Annotated in this window: 16 protein-coding genes; all 16 read left to right on the forward strand. The window is 70.9% G+C overall.

Going from position 1 to position 19,195, the window contains the following annotated elements; translation table 11 throughout:
* The first annotated feature begins 110 nt into the window (after positions 1-110).
* The 16 genes from G7063_RS02435 (at position 111) to G7063_RS02510 (ending at position 19,193) form a co-directional block, all read left to right on the forward strand.
* Positions 111-473 carry an NADH-quinone oxidoreductase subunit A gene (locus G7063_RS02435; protein ID WP_166412929.1) on the forward strand — a complete coding sequence of 121 codons (363 nt, stop codon included), beginning with the start codon at positions 111-113 and terminating at the stop codon, positions 471-473.
* A gap of 28 nt (positions 474-501) precedes the next feature.
* On the forward strand, positions 502-1,053 hold the full coding sequence (locus G7063_RS02440) for an NADH-quinone oxidoreductase subunit B (protein WP_166412930.1): 552 nt from the start codon (positions 502-504) through the stop codon (positions 1,051-1,053).
* Positions 1,050-1,778 carry an NADH-quinone oxidoreductase subunit C gene (locus G7063_RS02445; RefSeq protein WP_166412931.1) on the forward strand — a complete coding sequence of 243 codons (729 nt, stop codon included), beginning with the start codon at positions 1,050-1,052 and terminating at the stop codon, positions 1,776-1,778. The genes G7063_RS02440 and G7063_RS02445 overlap by 4 nt, the downstream gene beginning before the upstream one ends.
* Positions 1,775-3,127, forward strand: a complete 1,353-nt coding sequence (locus G7063_RS02450) for an NADH-quinone oxidoreductase subunit D (RefSeq protein WP_166412932.1) — start codon at positions 1,775-1,777, stop codon at positions 3,125-3,127. The genes G7063_RS02445 and G7063_RS02450 overlap by 4 nt, the downstream gene beginning before the upstream one ends.
* The gene (gene nuoE, locus G7063_RS02455) at positions 3,124-3,921 is read left to right on the forward strand and encodes an NADH-quinone oxidoreductase subunit NuoE (protein ID WP_166412933.1); all 798 of its coding nucleotides are present in this window, start codon (positions 3,124-3,126) and stop codon (positions 3,919-3,921) included. The genes G7063_RS02450 and nuoE overlap by 4 nt, the downstream gene beginning before the upstream one ends.
* Positions 3,918-5,261, forward strand: a complete 1,344-nt coding sequence (gene nuoF / locus G7063_RS02460) for an NADH-quinone oxidoreductase subunit NuoF (RefSeq protein WP_166412934.1) — start codon at positions 3,918-3,920, stop codon at positions 5,259-5,261. Before nuoE ends, nuoF begins: the two co-directional genes overlap by 4 nt.
* Complete coding sequence (locus tag G7063_RS02465) at positions 5,258-7,816, forward strand: NADH-quinone oxidoreductase subunit G (RefSeq protein ID WP_166412935.1); 2,559 nt, start codon at positions 5,258-5,260, stop codon at positions 7,814-7,816. The genes nuoF and G7063_RS02465 overlap by 4 nt, the downstream gene beginning before the upstream one ends.
* Positions 7,816-9,219: an NADH-quinone oxidoreductase subunit NuoH gene (nuoH, locus tag G7063_RS02470; RefSeq protein WP_166412936.1), complete on the forward strand. Its 1,404-nt coding sequence runs from the start codon at positions 7,816-7,818 to the stop codon at positions 9,217-9,219. Before G7063_RS02465 ends, nuoH begins: the two co-directional genes overlap by 1 nt.
* Positions 9,212-9,868 (forward strand): NADH-quinone oxidoreductase subunit NuoI, encoded by a 657-nt coding sequence (gene nuoI / locus G7063_RS02475; RefSeq protein ID WP_206188195.1) that lies wholly within the window; start codon positions 9,212-9,214, stop codon positions 9,866-9,868. The genes nuoH and nuoI overlap by 8 nt, the downstream gene beginning before the upstream one ends.
* A complete protein-coding gene (locus G7063_RS02480) occupies positions 9,868-10,710 on the forward strand; it encodes an NADH-quinone oxidoreductase subunit J (protein WP_370520730.1) in 843 nt (280 codons plus the stop codon). The genes nuoI and G7063_RS02480 overlap by 1 nt, the downstream gene beginning before the upstream one ends.
* Complete coding sequence (nuoK, locus tag G7063_RS02485; RefSeq protein ID WP_166412939.1) at positions 10,710-11,009, forward strand: NADH-quinone oxidoreductase subunit NuoK; 300 nt, start codon at positions 10,710-10,712, stop codon at positions 11,007-11,009. The genes G7063_RS02480 and nuoK overlap by 1 nt, the downstream gene beginning before the upstream one ends.
* Positions 11,010-11,058: 49 nt before the next feature.
* A complete protein-coding gene (gene nuoL, locus G7063_RS02490) occupies positions 11,059-12,978 on the forward strand; it encodes an NADH-quinone oxidoreductase subunit L (protein WP_240916240.1) in 1,920 nt (639 codons plus the stop codon).
* Between the two features lie 16 nt (positions 12,979-12,994).
* A complete protein-coding gene (locus tag G7063_RS02495) occupies positions 12,995-14,530 on the forward strand; it encodes an NADH-quinone oxidoreductase subunit M (protein ID WP_166412940.1) in 1,536 nt (511 codons plus the stop codon).
* Positions 14,527-16,326, forward strand: a complete 1,800-nt coding sequence (nuoN, locus tag G7063_RS02500; protein WP_166412941.1) for an NADH-quinone oxidoreductase subunit NuoN — start codon at positions 14,527-14,529, stop codon at positions 16,324-16,326. The genes G7063_RS02495 and nuoN overlap by 4 nt, the downstream gene beginning before the upstream one ends.
* Positions 16,323-17,348 carry a polyprenyl synthetase family protein gene (locus G7063_RS02505; protein WP_166412942.1) on the forward strand — a complete coding sequence of 342 codons (1,026 nt, stop codon included), beginning with the start codon at positions 16,323-16,325 and terminating at the stop codon, positions 17,346-17,348. Before nuoN ends, G7063_RS02505 begins: the two co-directional genes overlap by 4 nt.
* Positions 17,349-17,570: 222 nt before the next feature.
* Positions 17,571-19,193 carry an RDD family protein gene (locus tag G7063_RS02510; protein WP_166412943.1) on the forward strand — a complete coding sequence of 541 codons (1,623 nt, stop codon included), beginning with the start codon at positions 17,571-17,573 and terminating at the stop codon, positions 19,191-19,193.
* Positions 19,194-19,195: the final 2 nt, after the last annotated feature.

Raw genomic sequence — 19,195 nt, forward strand, 5'->3', positions numbered from 1 at the left:
GGCATGCCCGCAGGCTCCCTCCACGCCCGGCCCGCACACCTCCGTGCGGCGTCGACGACCGATCACGGACCGACGGTCCGCACCGACCTCCCGACAAGGAGAGCGACGCGATGAGCAACCCCTACGTGCCCCTGCTGTTCCTCATGGGGGTCGCCGCCGTGCTCGCCCTCGGGGGCGTCGGCGCCAGCGCGATCATCGGGCCCAAGCGTTACAACAAGGCCAAGCTCGAGGCGTACGAGTGCGGCATCGAGCCCACGCCGCACGCCATCGGCGGCGGCCGGTTCCCCATCAAGTACTACCTCGTCGCGATGACGTTCATCATCTTCGACATCGAGGTCGTGTTCCTCTACCCCTGGGCGGTCGAGTTCCGCACCCTCGCGGTGTTCGGGCTCGTCGCCATCCTCGCGTTCATCGCCATGATCACGGTGCCGTTCATCTATGAGTGGCGCCGCGGCGGGTTCGAGTGGGACTGACCGGGCTGACGCGGAAGAAGGACTGCAGATGAGCAACGAGACCGCCCCCTCGGGCTTCCTCCTCACGACCGTCGAGGACTTTGCGGGCTGGGCCCGCAAGTCGTCGATCTGGCCGGTGACGTTCGGCCTCGCGTGCTGCGCGATCGAGATGATGGCTGCGGGTGCGTCCCGCTTCGACCTCGCTCGGTACGGCATGGAGGTCTTCCGTGCCTCGCCGCGCCAGGCCGACCTCATGATCGTCGCCGGCCGCGTCTCCCAGAAGATGGCTCCCATCGTCCGTCAGGTCTACGACCAGATGGCCGAGCCCAAGTGGGTCCTCTCCATGGGCGTGTGCGCGTCGTCCGGCGGCATGTTCAACAACTACGCGATCGTCCAGGGCGTCGACCACGTCGTGCCCGTCGACATCTACCTGCCCGGCTGCCCGCCGCGTCCGGAGATGCTCATCAACGCGATCAACGAGCTGCAGCGGCAGATGCAGAAGGAGCCGCTGCTCACGCACCGTCGTGAGGTCGTCAAGGCCGTCGAGGCGGCGGCGCTCGAGGCGACGCCGACGCACCAGATGAAGGGGCTCCTGCGATGAGCGACGAGATCACTCCCGTCGGCGGCGAGGTCGCCGCCGCGCCTGCGGGCGCGCTGCGCGGACCCGACGTCGTCGAGGTGCGCGCGGGCCTGTGGGGCATCCACGGCACGGGTGACACCTCGGGCTTCGGCGGTCTCGTCCGCCAGGTCGCGATGCCCGGCTCCTCCGCGCGTCCGTACGGCGGCTACTTCGACGAGGTCGTCGACGTGCTGCTCGAGGTCCTCGAGGAGACCGAGCCCGGTCTGGCCGCGAAGGCCGTCACGGGCGTCGTCGTCGACCGCGACGAGCTGACGGTCGAGGTCGCCCGCGAGCACCTCGTCGCCGTGTGCCGTGCGCTGCGCGACGACCAGGACCTGCGCTTCGAGCTGTCGCTCGGCGTCTCGGGCGTGCACTACCCCGAGTCGACCGGCCGCGAGCTGCGGGCCGTCTACCACCTCACGTCGGTGACGCACAGCCGCCGCGTGCGGCTCGAGGTCGCGGCTCCCGACGCCGACCCGAACATCCCGTCGACCGTCGCGATCTACCCGACGAACGACTGGCACGAGCGCGAGACCTGGGACTTCTTCGGCATCGTCTTCGACGGACACCCGGCCCTCGCCCGCATCCAGATGCCTGACGACTGGCCCGGCCACCCGCAGCGCAAGGACTACCCGCTCGGCGGCATCCCCGTCGAGTACAAGGGCGCCACCATCCCCTCGCCGGACACGCGGAGGTCCTACTCATGAGCACCGCCACCCCGCACGCGACGCGCGACGCCGGCAAGCCCGCGGACGACAACGGCGTCCCGTCGTTCGAGGCCTACGGCGACGGCGACTGGTCGTCGATCGCCGAGGAGGCGGCCCGCCTCGGCGAGGAGCGCATCGTCGTCAACATGGGTCCTCAGCACCCCTCGACGCACGGCGTGCTGCGCCTCATGCTCGAGATCGACGGCGAGACCGTCACGGAGGCCCGCGCCGGCATCGGCTACCTCCACACGGGCATCGAGAAGAACATGGAGTTCAGGACGTGGACGCAGGGCGTCACGTACTGCACGCGCATGGACTACCTCGCGCCGTTCTTCCAGGAGGTCGCGTTCTGCCTGGGCGTCGAGAAGCTGCTCGGCATCACGGACGACATCCCTGAGCGTGCCTCGCAGATCCGCGTGCTGCTCATGGAGCTCAACCGCGTCTCGTCGCACCTCATCGCGATCGGCACGGGCGGCAACGAGATGGGCGCGACGACGGTCATGACGACGTCGTTCACGGCCCGCGAGGAGATCCTCCGCCTGTTCGAGGCCGTCACGGGCCTGCGCATGAACCACGGCTTCGTCCGCCCCGGCGGCGTTCCGCAGGACCTCCCGCCGGGCTTCGTCCCCGAGGCTCGTGCGGCGCTCGTCAAGGTGCGTCACTACATCGGCCAGCTCGAGCTGCTCATGATGGAGAACCCCATCTTCAAGATGCGCCTCGTGGGCGTCGGGCAGCTCAACCTCGCGGCGTGCATGGCGCTCGGTATGACGGGTCCCGTCCTGCGCTCTGCCGGTCTGCCGTACGACGTCCGCAAGACGGACCCGTACTGCGGCTACGAGACCTACGACTTCGAGGTCCCGGTCGCGCAGGGCGCCGACGCGTACGACCGCGTCGTCGTGCGCCTCGCGGAGTGCCACGAGTCGCTGAAGATCGTCGACCAGGTGCTCGAGCGCCTCGAGAAGGGCTCCGGCCCGGTCATGGTCGCGGACAAGAAGATCGCGTGGCCCGCCCAGATGGCGATCGGCACGGACGGTCAGGGCAACTCGCTCGACCACATCAAGGAGATCATGGGCACCTCGATGGAGGCGCTCATCCACCACTTCAAGCTCGTCACCGAGGGCTTCCGGGTCCCGGCCGGGCAGGTGTGGCAGACGGTCGAGGCGCCTCGCGGCGAGCTCGGCGTCCACCTCGTCTCCGACGGGGGCACGCGCCCCTACCGGGCCCACTTCCGGGACCCGTCGTTCAACAACCTGCAGGCCGTCTCGATGATGTGCGAGGGCGGACAGCTCGCCGACGTCGTCGTCGCCGTGGCCTCGATCGACCCGGTGCTCGGAGGAGTGGACCGATGACCACGACCGGATACGCCCCCGAGGTGCGTGCGCGCCTCGACGCCGACGCGGCTGCCGTCGTCTCCCGCTACCCGCAGGCGCGCTCCGCGCTCCTGCCGCTGCTGCACCTCGTGCAGTCGGAGGACGGCTACGTCTCGCGCCACGGCATCGAGTTCTGCGCCGAGACCCTCGGCCTCACGACGGCCTCGGTCTCCGCGGTCGCGACGTTCTACACGCAGTACAAGCGCCGTCCCAACGGCGAGTACACGGTGGGCGTCTGCACGAACACGCTCTGCGCGATCATGGGCGGCGACGAGATCTTCGAGCAGCTCTCGGAGCGGCTCGGCGTCGGCCACGACGAGACGACCGAGGACGGTCGCATCACGCTCGAGCGCGTCGAGTGCAACGCGGCGTGCGACTTCGCGCCCGTCATGATGATCAACTGGGAGTTCTTCGACAACCAGACGGCAGACTCGGCCCTCGGGGTCGTCGACCGCCTCATCGCGGGCGAGGACGTCACCCCGACGCGCGGCCCCGAGAAGGTCGTGTCGTTCAAGGAGATGTCCCGCGTGCTCGCCGGCTTCGACGACGGTCTCGCCGACCAGGGCGTCGCTGCGGGCGGTGCGAGCCTCGCCGGGCTCGAGATCGCTCGTGAGCACGGCTGGACCGCCCCGTCGTTCGACGCCGGGGAGCGCGAGGCCGTTGCCGCGGCCGCAGCCGCGCCGGCCGACGCCGCTCCCGGCGTGGGCGAGGAGCACTCGAGCGCGGACCGGCCCGCGCCGTCCGACGCCGACGTCGACATCGAGGAGAAGTGATGACCTCCCTCACCCCGATCCTCACGCGCTCCTGGGGCGACGAGACGCCCTGGCAGCTCGCGAGCTACGAGAAGGCGGGCGGCTACGAGGGCCTCAAGAAGGCGCTCGGCCAGTCGCAGACGGACCTCGTGCAGCTCGTCAAGGACTCCGGCCTGCGCGGCCGCGGTGGTGCAGGCTTCCCGACGGGCATGAAGTGGGGCTTCCTCCCCGCGCCCGACGGCGGCCCGCGCTACCTCGTCGTCAACGCTGACGAGTCCGAGCCCGGCACGTGCAAGGACATCCCGCTCATGATGGCGGACCCGCACCTGCTCATCGAGGGCGTCGCGATCACGAGCTACGCGATCGGCTCGCACCACTCGTTCATCTACATCCGTGGCGAGGTCGTCCACGTCTACCGCCGCCTGCTCAAGGCTGTCGCCGACGCGTACGCGGCCGGTCACCTGGGCAAGAACATCCACGGCTCGGGCTTCGACCTCGACGTCACGGTCCACGCGGGCGCGGGCGCCTACATCTGCGGCGAGGAGACCGCGCTCCTCGACTCGCTCGAGGGCCGTCGTGGTCAGCCGCGCCTCAAGCCCCCGTTCCCTGCGGTCGCGGGACTCTACGCGCGCCCGACGGTCGTCAACAACGTCGAGTCCATCGCCTCGGTCCCCGCGATCGTGCGCGGCGGCTCGGACTGGTTCACGTCGATGGGCACGGAGCGCTCGACGGGCCACGGCATCTTCTCGCTCTCGGGCCACGTGACGCGTCCCGGCCAGTACGAGGCGCCGCTCGGCATCACGCTGCGCGAGCTCCTCGAGATGGCGGGCGGCATCCGCGACGGCCACCGGCTGAAGTTCTGGACGCCGGGCGGCTCCTCGACGCCGATCTTCACGGACGCGCACCTCGACGTGCCGCTCGACTACGAGTCGGTCGGCGCGGCGGGCTCGATGCTCGGCACGCGTGCGCTGCAGATCTTCGACGAGACGACGTCGGTCGTCCGCGCAGTGTCGCGCTGGACCGACTTCTACGCGCACGAGTCCTGCGGCAAGTGCACGCCGTGCCGCGAGGGCACGTACTGGCTCAAGCAGATCCTTCACCGTCTCGAGCACGGTCAGGGTGAGGCGGGCGACATCGAGAAGCTCGTCGACATCTGCGACAACATCCTCGGGCGCGCCTTCTGCGCGCTCGGCGACGGTGCGACCTCCTCGATCACCTCTGCGGTCCAGCTGTTCCGCGAGGAGTTCGAGGCCGGCATGACGCAGCCCGCGAGCGAGCTGTTCCCGCCGGCGCGGTCCGCGCTGTTCGACTACACCCCGCGCCGGTCCGCCGGCGCCGCAGCAGGGGCGGTGCACGCATGACCTCCACGACCGACTCCCAGGCGCCGGTCGCCGTCGACCCGAACCTCGTCACGTTGACGATCGACGGGGTCGAGACCGCCGTGCCGAAGGGCACGCTCATCATCCGTGCGGCGGAGGAGATCGGGATCGCGATCCCGCGCTTCTGCGACCACCCGCTGCTCAAGCCCGTGGGTGCGTGCCGTCAGTGCCTCGTCGACGTGGCGATGCCGGACCGTGAGGGCAACGTCCGCTCGATGCCGAAGCCGCAGCCGTCGTGTGCGATGGAGGTCTCGCCGGGCATGGTGGTGCACACCCAGAACACCTCGGCGGTCGCCTCGAAGGCGCAGCACGGTGTCATGGAGCTGCTGCTCATCAACCACCCGCTCGACTGCCCGACGTGCGACAAGGGCGGCGAGTGCCCCCTGCAGAACCAGGCGATGACCGACGGTCGGACGACGTCGCGCTACACGGACGTCAAGCGGACGTTCGCGAAGCCGCTCAAGGTCTCGACCCAGGTGCTCCTCGACCGTGAGCGCTGCATCCTCTGCCAGCGCTGCACGCGCTTCAGCAAGGAGATCGCGGGCGACCAGTTCATCGACCTGCAGAAGCGTGGCGCGAGCCAGCAGATCGGCACGTTCGACGAGGCCGTGCTCGGTTATGCGCCGCTCGGCGACGCGACCGTCGGCCCGGCCGCCGAGGACGAGTCGGGCCGTGCGTTCGCCTCGTACTGGTCGGGCAACACCGTGCAGATCTGCCCGGTCGGCGCCCTGACGTCGGCCGCGTACCGCTTCCGGTCGCGTCCGTTCGACCTCATCTCGACGGAGTCGATCGCCGAGCACGACGCCAACGGCTCGGCCATCCGCATCGACCACCGCCGTGGCACCGTCATGCGTCGCCTCGCGGGCGACGACGCGGTGGTCAACGAGGAGTGGATCTCCGACAAGGACCGCTTCGCGTTCCACTGGCAGACCGCGCCCGACCGTCTCACGCACCCGCTCGTGCGCGACCGTGCCGCCGACGGCACGCGCGGCGAGCTGCGCACGGCGTCGTGGGCCGAGGCCCTCGAGGTCGCGGCGACGGGCCTCGCTGCGGCACGTGACGCCGGCGGCGTCGGCGTCCTCCCGGGCGGCCGTCTGACGATCGAGGACGCGTACGCGTACGGCAAGCTCGCGCGCGCCGCGCTCGGCACGAACGACGTCGACCACCGCGCGCGCCCCGCGTCCGTGGAGGAGGAGACGTTCCTCGGCCACGCGGTCGCGGGCCGCGGCATCGACGTGACGTTCGGCGACCTCGAGAAGGCGCCGGCGGTCCTGCTCGTCGGGTTCGAGCCCGAGGAGGAGGGTGGCATCGTCTTCCTGCGCCTCCGCAAGGGCACGCAGGCCCGCCGCACCCGTGTCTGGTCGCTCGCGCCGTTCGCGACGCGCGGCCTCGAGCGACTCGACGGCACGCTCGTCCCGACGGCTCCCGGCCTCGAGGCCGAGGTCGTCGACGCGCTCGCCGCGGGCTCCGACGAGCCTTCGCTCGCTCCGCTGCGCGAGGCGCTTGGCGCCGAGGGTGCTCTCGTCCTCGTGGGCGAGCGTCTCGCCTCGGTGCCCGGTGCGCTCTCGGCGGTCCTGCGGCTCTCTTCGGCGACGGGTGCGCGTCTCGCGTGGATCCCGCGCCGCATCGGAGAGCGCGCCGGCGTCGAGATGGGCACGCTGCCCGGTCTGCTGCCGGGCGGTCGTCCCGTGGCAGACGCGGCCGCGCGCGTCGACATCGCCGCCGCGTGGGGCGTCGAGAACCTTCCGACGGCCCCCGGCCGTGACGCCGAGGGCATCCTCGGGGCGCTCGCCGCGCGCGAGCTGCGTGGCGTCCTCGTCGGCGGTGTCGAGATCGGCGACCTCACCGACCCGGTCGCGGCGCGTGCCGCGCTCGAGGCGGCGGACGTCGTCGTGAGCCTCGAGGTCCGCGCGAGCGAGGTCACCGACCTTGCGGACGTCGTCCTCCCGGTCGCGCCGCCCGCCGAGCGCTCGGGCACGTACCTCAACTGGGAGGGACGCGTCCGCGCGTTCCGCCAGGCCCTCGAGTCGCACGCCCTGCCGGACCACCGCGTGCTCGACGAGATCGCACGTCACCTCGGCGTCGACCTCGGCGCGCGCGACGGCAACGTCCTGCGCAAGGAGATCGACCAGCTCGGCGCGTGGGACGGCGAGCGCCTCGCGGCCCCCGGGGCCGACGTGGTCGCTCCCGCGGGCGTTGCGCCCGGCACGGCGGTCCTCGCGAGCTGGCACCTCCAGCTCGACGCGGGCCGTGGCCAGGACGGCGAGCCGTTCCTCGCGGGCACCGCGCGCAAGGCGGTCGCGCGCCTCTCGGCCGCGACGGCCGAGGGCGCGGGGGTCGCCGACGGCGACGTGCTGCGCGTCTCGACCGCGGCCGGCCGCATCGAGCTGCCGGCGGTCGTCACGGACATGCCGGACCACGTCGTCTGGCTGCCGACCAACTCGCCCGGCTCCGCGGTCCGCGCGGCTCTCGGCGTCCTGCCCGGTGCGGTCGTGCAGATCACCGCGGGCACCGTCACCACCACCGAGGAGGCATGATGGGCGCCCTCGCCCTCGCTGCGACGGTCGCGACGGAGACGCCGGCGGTGCCCGGCATCGCCGCCGACTTCAGCAGCGACAACATCTGGGTGTACCTCGTCAAGGCGGTGCTCATCATCGTCTTCCTGCTGACGAGCGTCCTCATGGCGCTGTGGTTCGAGCGCCGCCTCGTCGCCCGCATGCAGGTGCGCGTCGGCCCGAACGTCCACGGTCCGCTCGGTCTGCTCCAGGCCGTCGCCGACGCGATGAAGCTCCTCATGAAGGAGGACATCACGGTGAAGATGGCCGACAAGGTCGTCTACATCATCGCGCCGATGATCTCCGTGTTCTGCTCGCTGCTCATCTACGCGGTCATCCCGTTCGGGCCCGAGGTCCGGATCCCGTTCACGGACTTCTCGACGCCCGCGCAGCTCACCGACTTCCCGGTGGCCGTGCTCTACATCCTCGCTTGCGCGGCCCTCGGCGTGTACGGCATCGTCCTCGGCGGCTGGTCGTCGGGCTCGACGTATCCGCTGCTCGGCGGCGTCCGTTCGACGGCGCAGATCATCTCCTACGAGCTCGCGATGGGCCTCTCGCTCGTCTCGGTGTTCCTGCTCGCGGGTTCGATGTCGACCTCGGAGATCGTCAGCCAGCAGGAGCGCTTCTGGTACGCGCTGCCGCTGCTGCCGGCCTTCATCCTCTACATCATCTCGATGATCGGTGAGACCAACCGTCTGCCGTTCGACCTCCCCGAGGCCGAGGGCGAGCTCGTCTCGGGATACATGACCGAGTACTCGTCGATGAAGTTCGCGTGGTTCTTCCTCGCGGAGTACATCAACATGCTCAACGTGTCGGCCGTCGCCACGACGCTCTTCTTCGGCGGCTGGCGCGCCCCGTGGCCGCTGTCCGCGATCAACGACGGCATGTTCAACCAGGGCTGGTGGCCGATCCTCTGGTTCCTCGCCAAGGTCTGGTTCTTCATGTTCATCTTCGTGTGGGTCCGCGGCACGCTGCTGCGCTTCCGCTACGACCAGTTCATGAAGCTCGGCTGGAAGATCCTCATCCCCGTCGCGCTCGTGTGGCTCGTCGTCGTCGCCATCTACCAGGGCGTCGTCGAGTTCGGCGAGATCGACCGTCAGCTCTTCATCTACGCCTCGATCGCGCTGTTCGTCATCGCGATCCTCGGCCTCGTCGTCTCGTCGTTCACGACGAAGGCGGAACCGGAGGCGGAGAAGGCCGAGGCAGCGCCGTTCGACGCCTTCGCGGACGGGTTCCCCGTCCCGCCGCTCCCCGGCCAGCAGCTCCCGCCGTCGCCGCGCGCCGCCCGGCGTGCCGCAGCCGCCGCTGCGGCCGCGACCGCGGTGCTCGAGGTCACGGCCGAGTCCGATACCACCACGTCGACGGAAGGGACCTCCGGTGACTGAGAACCCGAAGAAGCCCGGGCCGATCGCCGAGCTGCTGGCGCCCGTCGCCGGGTTCGGCGTGACCTTCGCGAACCTGTTCCGCCCCGTCGTCACGGAGCAGTACCCGTTCGAGAAGGTGCCGACGAAGCCGCGCTACCACGGCCGCCACCAGCTCAACCGGTACGCGGACGGTCTCGAGAAGTGCATCGGCTGCGAGCTGTGCGCGTGGGCGTGCCCGGCGGACGCGATCTACGTCGAGGGCGGCGACAACGCCGACCTCCCCGAGGGCGCGCACGTCTCTCCCGGTGAGCGCTACGGACGCGTCTACCAGATCAACTACCTGCGCTGCATCTTCTGCGGCCTGTGCATCGAGGCGTGCCCGACGCGGGCGCTCACGATGACGAACGACTACGAGCTCGCGGGCCCGACCCGCGAGGGCATGATCTTCGAGAAGGACGACCTGCTCGCGCCGCTGCGCGCGGGCATGCTCGCCGGACCTCACCCCATGGTCGAGGGCACGGACGACCTCGAGTACTACCGCGGCGAGATCACGGGTCCGACGCAGGCGCAGGTCGACTGGGTGCGCGAGCGCCGGCCGGACGACGCCTCGCTCGGCGAGGCCGCGAAGGCCACCGTGGCCGCTCCCGACGCGAACGGAGGAAACCGATGATGACCTCGACCGGGGAGGCGGTGCTCTTCTGGGTGATCGCCCCCGCCATGGTGCTCGGGGCGCTCGGGCTCGTCTTCGCGCGCAAGGCGGTGTACGCGGCGCTCTCGATGATCTTGGTCATGGTGAGCCTCGCCGTCGTCTACGTCATGCAGCAGGCGGAGTTCCTCGGCATCGTCCAGGTGGTCGTCTACACGGGCGCCGTCATGATGCTCTTCGTCTTCGTCCTCATGCTCGTGGGTGTCGATGCGTCGACGTCCGCGGTCGAGACGATCAAGGGGCAGCGCTGGATCGGCATCCTCATGGGTGTCGGCACGGGCACGCTGCTCGTCACGGTGACCGCGCGAGCTGCGCTCCCCGCCACGATCGGGCTCGACGAGGCCAACTCGGAGACGAACCCCGCGGGCCTCGCCCGCATCCTCATGAGCGACTTCGTGCTCGACCTCGAGATCGTCGCGGCGCTGCTCGTCACGGCCGCGCTCGCCGCGCTCGTGCTCACGCACCGCCGCCGGCTCACGCCGAAGATCGGGCAGCCGGAGCGTGCAGCCGAGCGTCTGCGCGCGGGCGAGCACATCGTCAACCTGCCGGCCCCCGGCGTCTACGCGCGTCACAACGCGATGGACGTGCCGGCGCTCGACCCCGAGGGCAACCCGATCGAGGCCTCGGTCTCCCGCGTCCTGCGGATCCGTGGCCAGGAGCACGGTCTGGACACCGACGTGACGACGCTCGTCGCGGCGCGCGCCACGGCCGAGCTCACGACGGGCGACCAGGCCACCGACACGGCCGCCGAGCGCGGCGGCCACGTCGACGATACCGACGCTGCGACCACGGAGGGAGAAGCCTGATGGAGGTCAGCAACTACCTGTACCTCGCGATGATCCTCTTCGCGATCGGCGCCATGACCGTCCTGCTGCGCCGCAGCGCGATCATCGCGTTCATGGGCGTCGAGCTCATGCTCAACGCCACGAACCTTGCGTTCGTGACGTTCGCCCGCATCCACGGCGATCTCACGGGCCAGGTCATCGCGTTCTTCGTCATGGTCGTCGCCGCGGCCGAGGTCGTCGTCGGCCTCGCGATCATCGTGGCGATCTTCCGCACCCGGAAGTCGGCCTCGGTCGACGACGTCAACCTGCTGAAGGGCTGAGGCGCTGATGCTTCCCATGCTTCCCGTCGCGACCGAGGTCGCCCCCGCCATGGCCGCTGCCGGCTTCTGGCAGGAGAACGCGTGGCTGCTCGTCGCGGCACCCCTCGTGAGCGCGGGCATCCTGCTCCTCCTCGGTCGGCGTGCCGACCGGTGGGGCCACTGGCTCGGCCTCATCGCGTCGACCGCAGCGTTCGTCGTCGGCGCGGGTCTCCTTCTCGACCTGCTCGGCTCGCCCGCGGGCGAGCGGGTGCGCGAGGTCGACCTCTTCTCGTGGATCTCGACGTCCGAGCTCGACCTCGTCGCCGGGCTGCGGCTCGACCCGCTGTCGCTGACGTTCGTCATCCTCGTGACGTTCGTCGGCTCGCTCATCCACCTGTACTCGGTCGCCTACATGGAGCACGACGTCGCCCGTCGGCGCTTCTTCGCGTACCTCAACCTCTTCGTCGCCTCGATGCTCCTGCTGGTGCTCGCCGACTCCTACCTCCTGATGTTCGTCGGCTGGGAGGGCGTGGGTCTCGCGTCGTACCTGCTCATCGGCTTCTGGAACCACGTCCCGGCGTACGCGACGGCGGCCAAGAAGGCGTTCGTCATGAACCGCGTCGCTGACGTCGGCATGATCGTCGCGCTCGGTCTCATGTTCTCGACGTTCGGCGGCCTCGACTTCACGACGGTGCTCACGGGGGCCGCGGGCGCGGACGAGGGCAGGCTCACGGCGATCGGCCTCATGCTGCTCCTCGCGGCGTGCGGCAAGTCGGCGCAGTTCCCGCTGCAGGCGTGGCTCGGTGACGCGATGGCGGGCCCGACGCCCGTCTCCGCTCTCATCCACGCCGCGACCATGGTGACCGCGGGCGTCTACCTCATCGTCCGCTCGGGCGCGATCTTCGAGGGCGCGCCCACGGCGCTCCTCGTCGTCGCGATCGTCGGTGCGATCACGCTCCTCTTCGGTGCGATCGTCGGCTGCGCCAAGGACGACATCAAGAAGACCCTCGCGGCCTCGACGATGTCCCAGATCGGCTACATGATGCTCGCCGCGGGCCTCGGCCCGATCGGCTACGCGTTCGCGATCTTCCACCTGCTCACGCACGGCTTCTTCAAGGCCGGCATGTTCCTCGGTGCCGGCTCGGTCATGCACGGCATGAACGACCAGGTCGACATGCGCCGCTTCGGCGGCCTGTCGAAGTACATGAAGATCACGTGGCTGACGTTCGGCGCGGGCTGGCTCGCGATCCTCGGCATCCCGCCGTTCTCCGGCTTCTGGTCGAAGGACAAGATCATCGAGTCCGCGTTCGTCGGCGAGGGCTGGCAGCCGTGGGTGTTCGGCACGGTCGCGCTCCTCGGCGCCGGCATCACGGCGTTCTACATGTCGCGTCTCTTCTTCATGACGTTCCACGGCAAGCAGCGCTGGACGTCGGAGAAGGAGGGGACCGGTCCGGACCAGCACCCGCACGAGTCGCCGATCCTCATGACGCTCCCGATGATCGTCCTCGCGGTCGGCTCGGTCGCCCTCGGCGGCGTGCTCGCGATCGGCGACGGCTTCGTCACGTGGCTCGAGCCCGTGACCGGCCACGTCGAGCACCACGCCCCGGTCATCGCGGTCCCCGTCATCATGGTCTCGACGATCCTCGTCGTCCTCGTCGGCGCGTTCCTCGCGTGGCGCCAGTACGCGGCGTCGACCGTCCCTGCCGAGGCGCCCCGCGGCTCGCTGCTCACGCGTGCGGCCCGCCAGGACCTCTATCAGGACGCGGTGAACGAGGGGCTCGTCATGCGCCCCGGCCAGTACCTCACCCGCTCGCTCGTCTTCGGCGACGCGACGCTCGTCGACGGCGCGTTCGCCGGCCTCGGCCGGACGAGCTCGGGTCTGGGACGCGCGCTGCGCGCCCTGCAGAACGGTTTTGTCCGCTCCTACGCCGCCATGATGACGGTCGGGATCCTCGTGATCGCCGTCCTCGTCCTGGCCGTGCAGGGCTGAGGAAGGACCTGAAGGAATGGAATCCCTCGTGCCCGAGAACCTCACGGCCTCGTTCCCGTGGCTCACGGCCCTCGTCGTCGTCGCCGCCCTCGGCGCCGTCGTCCTGTGGTGCCTGCCGCGTGGTGCCCGCAGCCGCGTCCGCGAGATCGCCCTCGGCATCTCGCTCGTCAACGTCGGCCTCCTCGTCGGGGCGTTCACGCAGTTCGACATGTCGAGGGCGGGTGACCACCAGCTCTACGAGCAGCACGCGTGGATCCCGCAGATCGGCACGTCGTACGCGGTGGGCGTCGACGGCCTGGGGCTCGCCCTCGTCGCGCTCGGCGTCGGCCTCGTGCCGCTCGTCATCCTCGCGGCGTGGCGGGAGCAGGGCGACGACGTCGAGCGGCTGCGCCACTACCTCGCGCTCGTCCTCCTCACCGCCGCGTTCATGACGCTCGTCTTCGCGGCGCGCGACGTCTTCCTCTTCTACGTCGTGTTCGAGGCGATGCTCATCCCGATCTACTTCATGATCGGCGCGTTCGGCGGACCTCAGCGCCGCGGCGCCGCGGTGAAGTTCCTGCTCTTCTCGCTCGCGGGCGGGCTCGTCATGCTCGTCGCGGTCATCGCGCTCTTCCTCCAGGGGCCTGGCGGCGCGGAGGGCTTCCTCACCGCGAACCTCACGGGCCTCGAGCTCTCGAGCGACGCCGAGCGGCTGCTGTTCGTCGGCTTCTTCCTCGCGTTCGCGATCAAGGCGCCGATGTTCCCCGTGCACACGTGGCTCCCGGACGCGGCCCAGCAGGCTCCGGCCGGCACGTCGACGCTGCTCGTCGGCGTGCTCGACAAGGTCGGCACGTTCGGCATGCTCACGCTGTGCATCCCGCTCTTCCCGAACGCCTCGGCGTGGGCAGCGCCGGTCATCGTCGTGCTCGCGGTCGTCTCGGTCCTTTACGGCGCGCTCCTCGCGCTCGGCCAGAAGGACCTCATGCGACTCATCGCGTACACCTCGGTGTCGCACTTCGGCGTCATGGTGCTCGGCATCTTCACGTTCGCGCAGACCTCGGTCGCGGGTGCGTCGTTCTACATGCTCGGTCACGGCCTCGCGACCGGCCTGCTGTTCCTCACGGCAGGCATGATCATCGCGCGGCACCCGCAGCGTTCGCAGCGCATCGCCGACTTCGGCGGTCTGCAGCGGACGACGCCGATCATCGCGGGCGTCTTCCTCATCGCCGGTCTCGCGACGCTGTCGCTCCCGGGCCTCGCGCCGTTCGTCGGCGAGATCATGGTCCTCATCGGTTCGTTCGAGGCCTACCCGGCGGCCGTCATCGTCTCGGCGTTCGTCGTCATCCTCGCCGCGCTCTACGTCCTGCTGACGTACCAGCGGATGTTCACGGGGCCGGAGCAGGAGCACCTCAGCGGGCTTCCGGACATGGTGGGCCGTGAGAAGTGGGTCGTCGCCCCGCTCGTCGTGGCGCTGCTCGTCCTCGGCTTCTACCCGCGTCCGGCGCTCGACCTCGTCGAGGCACCCGCCGACGTCACAGTCTCGACCATCGCCCTCGAGGGGAGCGCGTCATGACCCCGCTCATCGCGGCCGCACCGCAGTTCACCCAGCCGGAGATCTGGTGGGAGTGGCTCGCGCCCTACCTGCTCGTGCTCGGCGCGGCCGTCGTCGGCGTGCTCGTCGAGGCCTTCGTGGCCCCGCGCGCTCGCCGCACGACCCAGCTGACGCTCGCGCTCGTCGCGCTGCTCGGCGCCGCAGGCGTCAACGTGTGGCTCTGGGCTGACCAGCTCGCCCCGACCGAGTACAAGATCAACGCGGTCATGGGCGGGTCGCTCATGGTCTCGTACTTCACGCTCGCGCTCCAGGTCGTCATCCTTGTCGTCGCCGCGATCGCGCTGCTCGTCGTCGCGGACCGCTCACGCGGTGCTGACGACTTCGCTCCGACGGCCGCCGCGATCCCGGGCTCCGACTACGAGGAGCTCGCGCGGTCGAAGGGCCTGCAGCAGACGGAGATCTATCCGCTGTTCCTCTTCGCTGTCGGCGGCATGATCCTCTTCCCCGCCGCGGGCGACCTGCTGACGATGTTCATCGCGCTCGAGATCCTCTCGCTGCCGCTCTACGTCATGTCTGGCATGGCGCGGCACCGTCGCCTGCTGTCGCAGGAGGCGTCCCTCAAGTACTTCCTGCTCGGCGCGTTCTCGTCGGCGTTCTTCCTCATGGGTATGGCGCTCGTGTACGGCTACTCCGGCACGATCAAGCTCTGGAACATCACGAGCGCCCACGCGCTCCAGGTGCCCGAGGCGCTCGTGGGCGGACGTCCGCTGCTCATCACGGGCATCGTCATGCTGCTCGTCGGCGTGCTCTTCAAGGTCGGCGCGGTGCCGTTCCACCAGTGGACGCCCGACGTCTACCAGGGTGCCCCGACGTCGATCACGGGCTTCATGGCGGCCTGCACGAAGGCCGCGGCGTTCGGCGCGGTCATGCGCCTCGTCCTGTGGTTCGCGCCGTTCATCGGGCTCGACCTCCGCGAAGAGGTCCAGCTGGCGATCGTCGTCGTCGCGGTCCTCTCGATGCTCGTCGGCTCCGTGCTCGGAGTCGTCCAGCACGACGTCAAGCGTCTGCTCGCGTACTCGTCGATCGCTCATGCGGGCTTCGTGCTCGTCGCGGTCGCGGCCGTCCCGGCCTACGACGGCACGGTGTTCCTCTTCCCGATGAACAGCGCGGTCGTCTTCTACCTGCTCGCGTACGGCCTCGCGACGGTCGGCGCGTTCGCCGTCGTCACGCTCGTGCGCGAGTCGCAGGGCCGTGGGGCGGACGCCGTCACGCTCGGTGAGGCGACGCACCTGTCGCAGTGGGCGGGCCTCGGTCGACGCAGCCCGTTCCTCGCGACGGCGTTCTCGGTCTTCCTCCTGTCGTTCGCGGGCATCCCGCTGACGGCCGGCTTCATCGGGAAGTTCACGGCGTTCAAGGTCGCGGTCGACGGCGGCCTGTGGTGGCTCGCGGTCCTCGCGGTGCTCTGCTCGGCGATCGCCGTGTTCTTCTACGTGCGCATCATCGTCCTCATGTTCTTCGTCGACCCGGCGTCCGACGACGACGAGCCCGCGCCTGCGCGCGAGGTCGTCGCGGTCGGTGCGCTCGGCGCGACGTCGGACGTCCCGGTGGGCACGCCGCTCGCGGGTGAGCCGGAGGCGGGCGTCGGCCTGCGTCTGTCGGAGGAGCTGCGTCGGACGGGCGCGGGTGTGACGGTCCTCAAGGGCTCCGTGGGCACGCGCGTCGCGATCGTCGTGGCGATGGTGGGTACTCTTCTTCTCGGGGTCCTGCCCGGACCCGTCCTGGACCTGCTCGAGAAGACGGTGAACTTCCTCCCGTGACCTCCCCGACGACGCCGACCGCCGGCGTCGGGCTCCCTGTGCCCGACGCCGAGCTGGCCCAGCTGCTCGCCGACCGGCTCGAGACCGTGGAGTCCGTGCTGCGTGAGTCCGTCACGCAGACGGACGAGCTCGCGGACGATGCCTCGCGGCACCTCGTCAACGCGGGCGGCAAGCGGCTGCGCCCGCTCCTCGCGCTCCTGTGCGCGGAGCTGGGCGACGGCACGCGTCCCGAGGTCGTCGACGCGGCGGTCGTCGTCGAGCTGACGCACCTCGCGACCCTGTACCACGACGACGTCATGGACTCCGCGCCCCTGCGGCGCGGAGCCCCGGCGGCGCACGAGGTCTGGGGCAACTCGGTCGCGATCCTCACGGGCGACCTCCTCTTCGCGCGGGCCTCGGGCCTCGTCGCGGGGCTCGGCACGGAGGCCGTGAAGATCCAGGCCGCGACGTTCGAGCGCCTCTGCCTCGGGCAGATGCGCGAGTCGATCGGTCCGCGCGAGTCCGACGACGCGGTCGAGCACTACATCGGGGTGCTCGCCGACAAGACGGCGTCGCTGCTCGCGACCTCCGCACTCTTCGGTGCGCGTTTCGCAGGCTGCTCGGACGAGGTCGCGCAGATGGTCGCCGCGTACGGCGAGCGTCTGGGCGTCGCGTTCCAGCTGGCCGACGACGTCATCGACCTCACGAGCACGGGCGACCTCACGGGCAAGACCCCGGGGACCGACCTGCGCGAGCAGGTCCCGACGATGCCGACGATCCTGCTGCGCCGTCGTGCCGCGGCGGGGGAGGGCACCTCGGCGGATGCTGAGCTCGTCGCCCTGCTCGACTCGGACCTCTCCGACGACGAGGTGCTCGCTGACGTGCTCGAGCGGCTCCGGAGCCACGAGGTCGTCGGCGCGACTCGCGAGCTCGCCGCCCGGTGGGCACGGGACGCTGTCGCGGAGATCGCCGGCCTCCCCGAGGGCCGGGTCAAGGCGACCCTCGTCGCGTTCGCGGACGCGATGGTCGACCGGGCCTCCTGACGCCTCTGCGCAGGTCGGCGGTGCTTGCCGCGGCGGGTGCCGCGCGAGCGCCGAGATCGTCGCGGTCCCCCTGATGCCGGGGAACGGGGGCGCGTGTACCCTTGCACAGCACGGCCGGACCGTGCCACGGGGCCCGAGCGCGGCCCCGGCGACGCCGGGCCCGGACGGCGCCAGGCAAGTGGTACGACAGGGAGAGTGACGTCAACGGTGAGCAGCTACTCCATGGCCGCAGCAGGGGGCGTCGGCGTTCCCGCGACGCTCGGCAAGCGCTTCGGCGCCCGACTGGTCGACGGGTTCCTCAGCAGTCTCCTTCTCATCCCGTTCTCCATGGGGCTGGCCTCGGCGACGACGGCGGAGGAGCTCGCCGCGGCCGCCGGACGCATGGGGATCGGGTCTCTCCTCGTGGGTGTTCTCTTCTTCGTCCAGGTCTGGTTGGTCGGCTCGAAGGGCTGGTCGATCGGCAAGAAGGTCATGGGCATCTCGATCGTCGACGCGACGACGGGTTCGACGATCGGTTTCGGTCGGGCCTTCGTCCGTGAGCTCGTCAACGGCCTTCTCGCGTGCATCGTCTTCCTCAACGTCATCTCGATCTTCATGGACTCCTCGGGCCGGCGGGCCGGCTGGCACGACAAGGCCGCGTCCTCGAACGTCATCGACGGCACCGCCGCCGGGTCGCGTTCCGGTGCGCCCCGGGCGTCGAGGTCGTCGGCGGCGTCCGGCGCTGTCCCCACCTTTGCGGTGCCGGGGCAGCCCATGAGCCCGCGTCCTGTCCGCGCCGAGGCCGCTCCGGTCGCCGCATCCGTGCCTGCGGGCTACCCGGGTGCCGGCGTGCCCGCCGCTCCCGCACCGCACCCCGGTGCCGGACTGCCCCCGCAGCCGCCGGCCGCCGTCCCCGGCCCGCCCGCTCCCGGCTACCCGGCGGCCCCCGCCGCGGCGTACCCGGCACCGCCCGCGCCCTCCGGGTACCCCGCGCCTCCAGCGCCGGCCGCCCCCGCCGCCGCGTACCCCGCGCCGCCCGCTCCCGGCTATCCGGCAACGCCTGCGCCGGGCTACCCGGCACCGCCTGCGCCCGGCTACCCGGCGACGCCGGCTCCAGGTCACCCCGCGCCCCCGGTGCCTGCTGTGGCCGCACCCGGCAACCCCGCGGCTCCTGGCGTCCCGGACCCCGCCCCGGGGTACCCGGCGGCGAGCGCGCCCGCCCCCGTGTCTGCGCCGGTCCAGCCTGCGCCCGCGGTCGCGGGCGGTCCGCTCATCACGAGCGTCCCTGGCCGTCTTCACCAGCCTGCGGCCGTCGCGCCCGCGGCGTACCCGGCCCCGCCAGCCCCCGCGTACGGGGAGCAGCCAGCCCCCGGCTACGCGGCGCAGCCTGCCACCCCGGCCTACGGCGCCCAGCCCGCTGCGGCGCCCGCACCGGTCCACGGCGGCCTCGAGCTCGACGAGGACCTCGAGCTCACGCGCCTGCGCCCGGAGACCCCCGCGGTGGCGGACGCGACGGACGACTCGATCCCGGTCTCGGCGCTCCTGCGGATCTCTGACGGCCGCGAGCTGACGATCACGGAGACGGTCCTCATCGGCCGCAACCCCGCCGCGGGCGAGGGTGAGCAGGTCGGCGAGCTCGTCCGGGTCTCGGACCCGGGCCGCTCCGTGTCGAAGACGCACGTGATGATCGGCGTCGACTCCGAGGGCATCTGGGCAGCCGACCGTGCGTCGACGAACGGCACTGTCGTGACGCTTGCCGACGGGCAGCAGATCATCTGCGCCGAGCACCAGGTGGTCCGTCTGCCTGAGGGGTCGAGCGTCACCTTCGGTGACTACTCCGTCTCGTTCGAGTTCCGCGGCGCCTGAGG

The organism is Sanguibacter sp. HDW7 (assembly GCF_011300875.1).
In the GTDB taxonomy this organism is placed as follows: domain Bacteria; phylum Actinomycetota; class Actinomycetes; order Actinomycetales; family Cellulomonadaceae; genus Flavimobilis.

Bases quoted from the DNA above. Each gene is read 5' to 3' on its own strand.
- G7063_RS02435 (WP_166412929.1), top strand. From the start codon at position 111: ATGAGCAACCCCTACGTGCCCCTGCTGTTCCTCATGGGGGTCGCCGCC.
- G7063_RS02440 (WP_166412930.1), top strand. From the start codon at position 502: ATGAGCAACGAGACCGCCCCCTCGGGCTTCCTCCTCACGACCGTCGAG.
- G7063_RS02445 (WP_166412931.1), top strand. From the start codon at position 1,050: ATGAGCGACGAGATCACTCCCGTCGGCGGCGAGGTCGCCGCCGCGCCT.
- G7063_RS02450 (WP_166412932.1), top strand. From the start codon at position 1,775: ATGAGCACCGCCACCCCGCACGCGACGCGCGACGCCGGCAAGCCCGCG.
- nuoE (WP_166412933.1), top strand. From the start codon at position 3,124: ATGACCACGACCGGATACGCCCCCGAGGTGCGTGCGCGCCTCGACGCC.
- G7063_RS02465 (WP_166412935.1), top strand. From the start codon at position 5,258: ATGACCTCCACGACCGACTCCCAGGCGCCGGTCGCCGTCGACCCGAAC.
- nuoH (WP_166412936.1), top strand. From the start codon at position 7,816: ATGGGCGCCCTCGCCCTCGCTGCGACGGTCGCGACGGAGACGCCGGCG.
- G7063_RS02480 (WP_370520730.1), top strand. From the start codon at position 9,868: ATGACCTCGACCGGGGAGGCGGTGCTCTTCTGGGTGATCGCCCCCGCC.
- nuoK (WP_166412939.1), top strand. From the start codon at position 10,710: ATGGAGGTCAGCAACTACCTGTACCTCGCGATGATCCTCTTCGCGATC.
- nuoL (WP_240916240.1), top strand. From the start codon at position 11,059: ATGGCCGCTGCCGGCTTCTGGCAGGAGAACGCGTGGCTGCTCGTCGCG.
- G7063_RS02495 (WP_166412940.1), top strand. From the start codon at position 12,995: ATGGAATCCCTCGTGCCCGAGAACCTCACGGCCTCGTTCCCGTGGCTC.
- nuoN (WP_166412941.1), top strand. From the start codon at position 14,527: ATGACCCCGCTCATCGCGGCCGCACCGCAGTTCACCCAGCCGGAGATC.
- G7063_RS02510 (WP_166412943.1), top strand. From the start codon at position 17,571: ATGGCCGCAGCAGGGGGCGTCGGCGTTCCCGCGACGCTCGGCAAGCGC.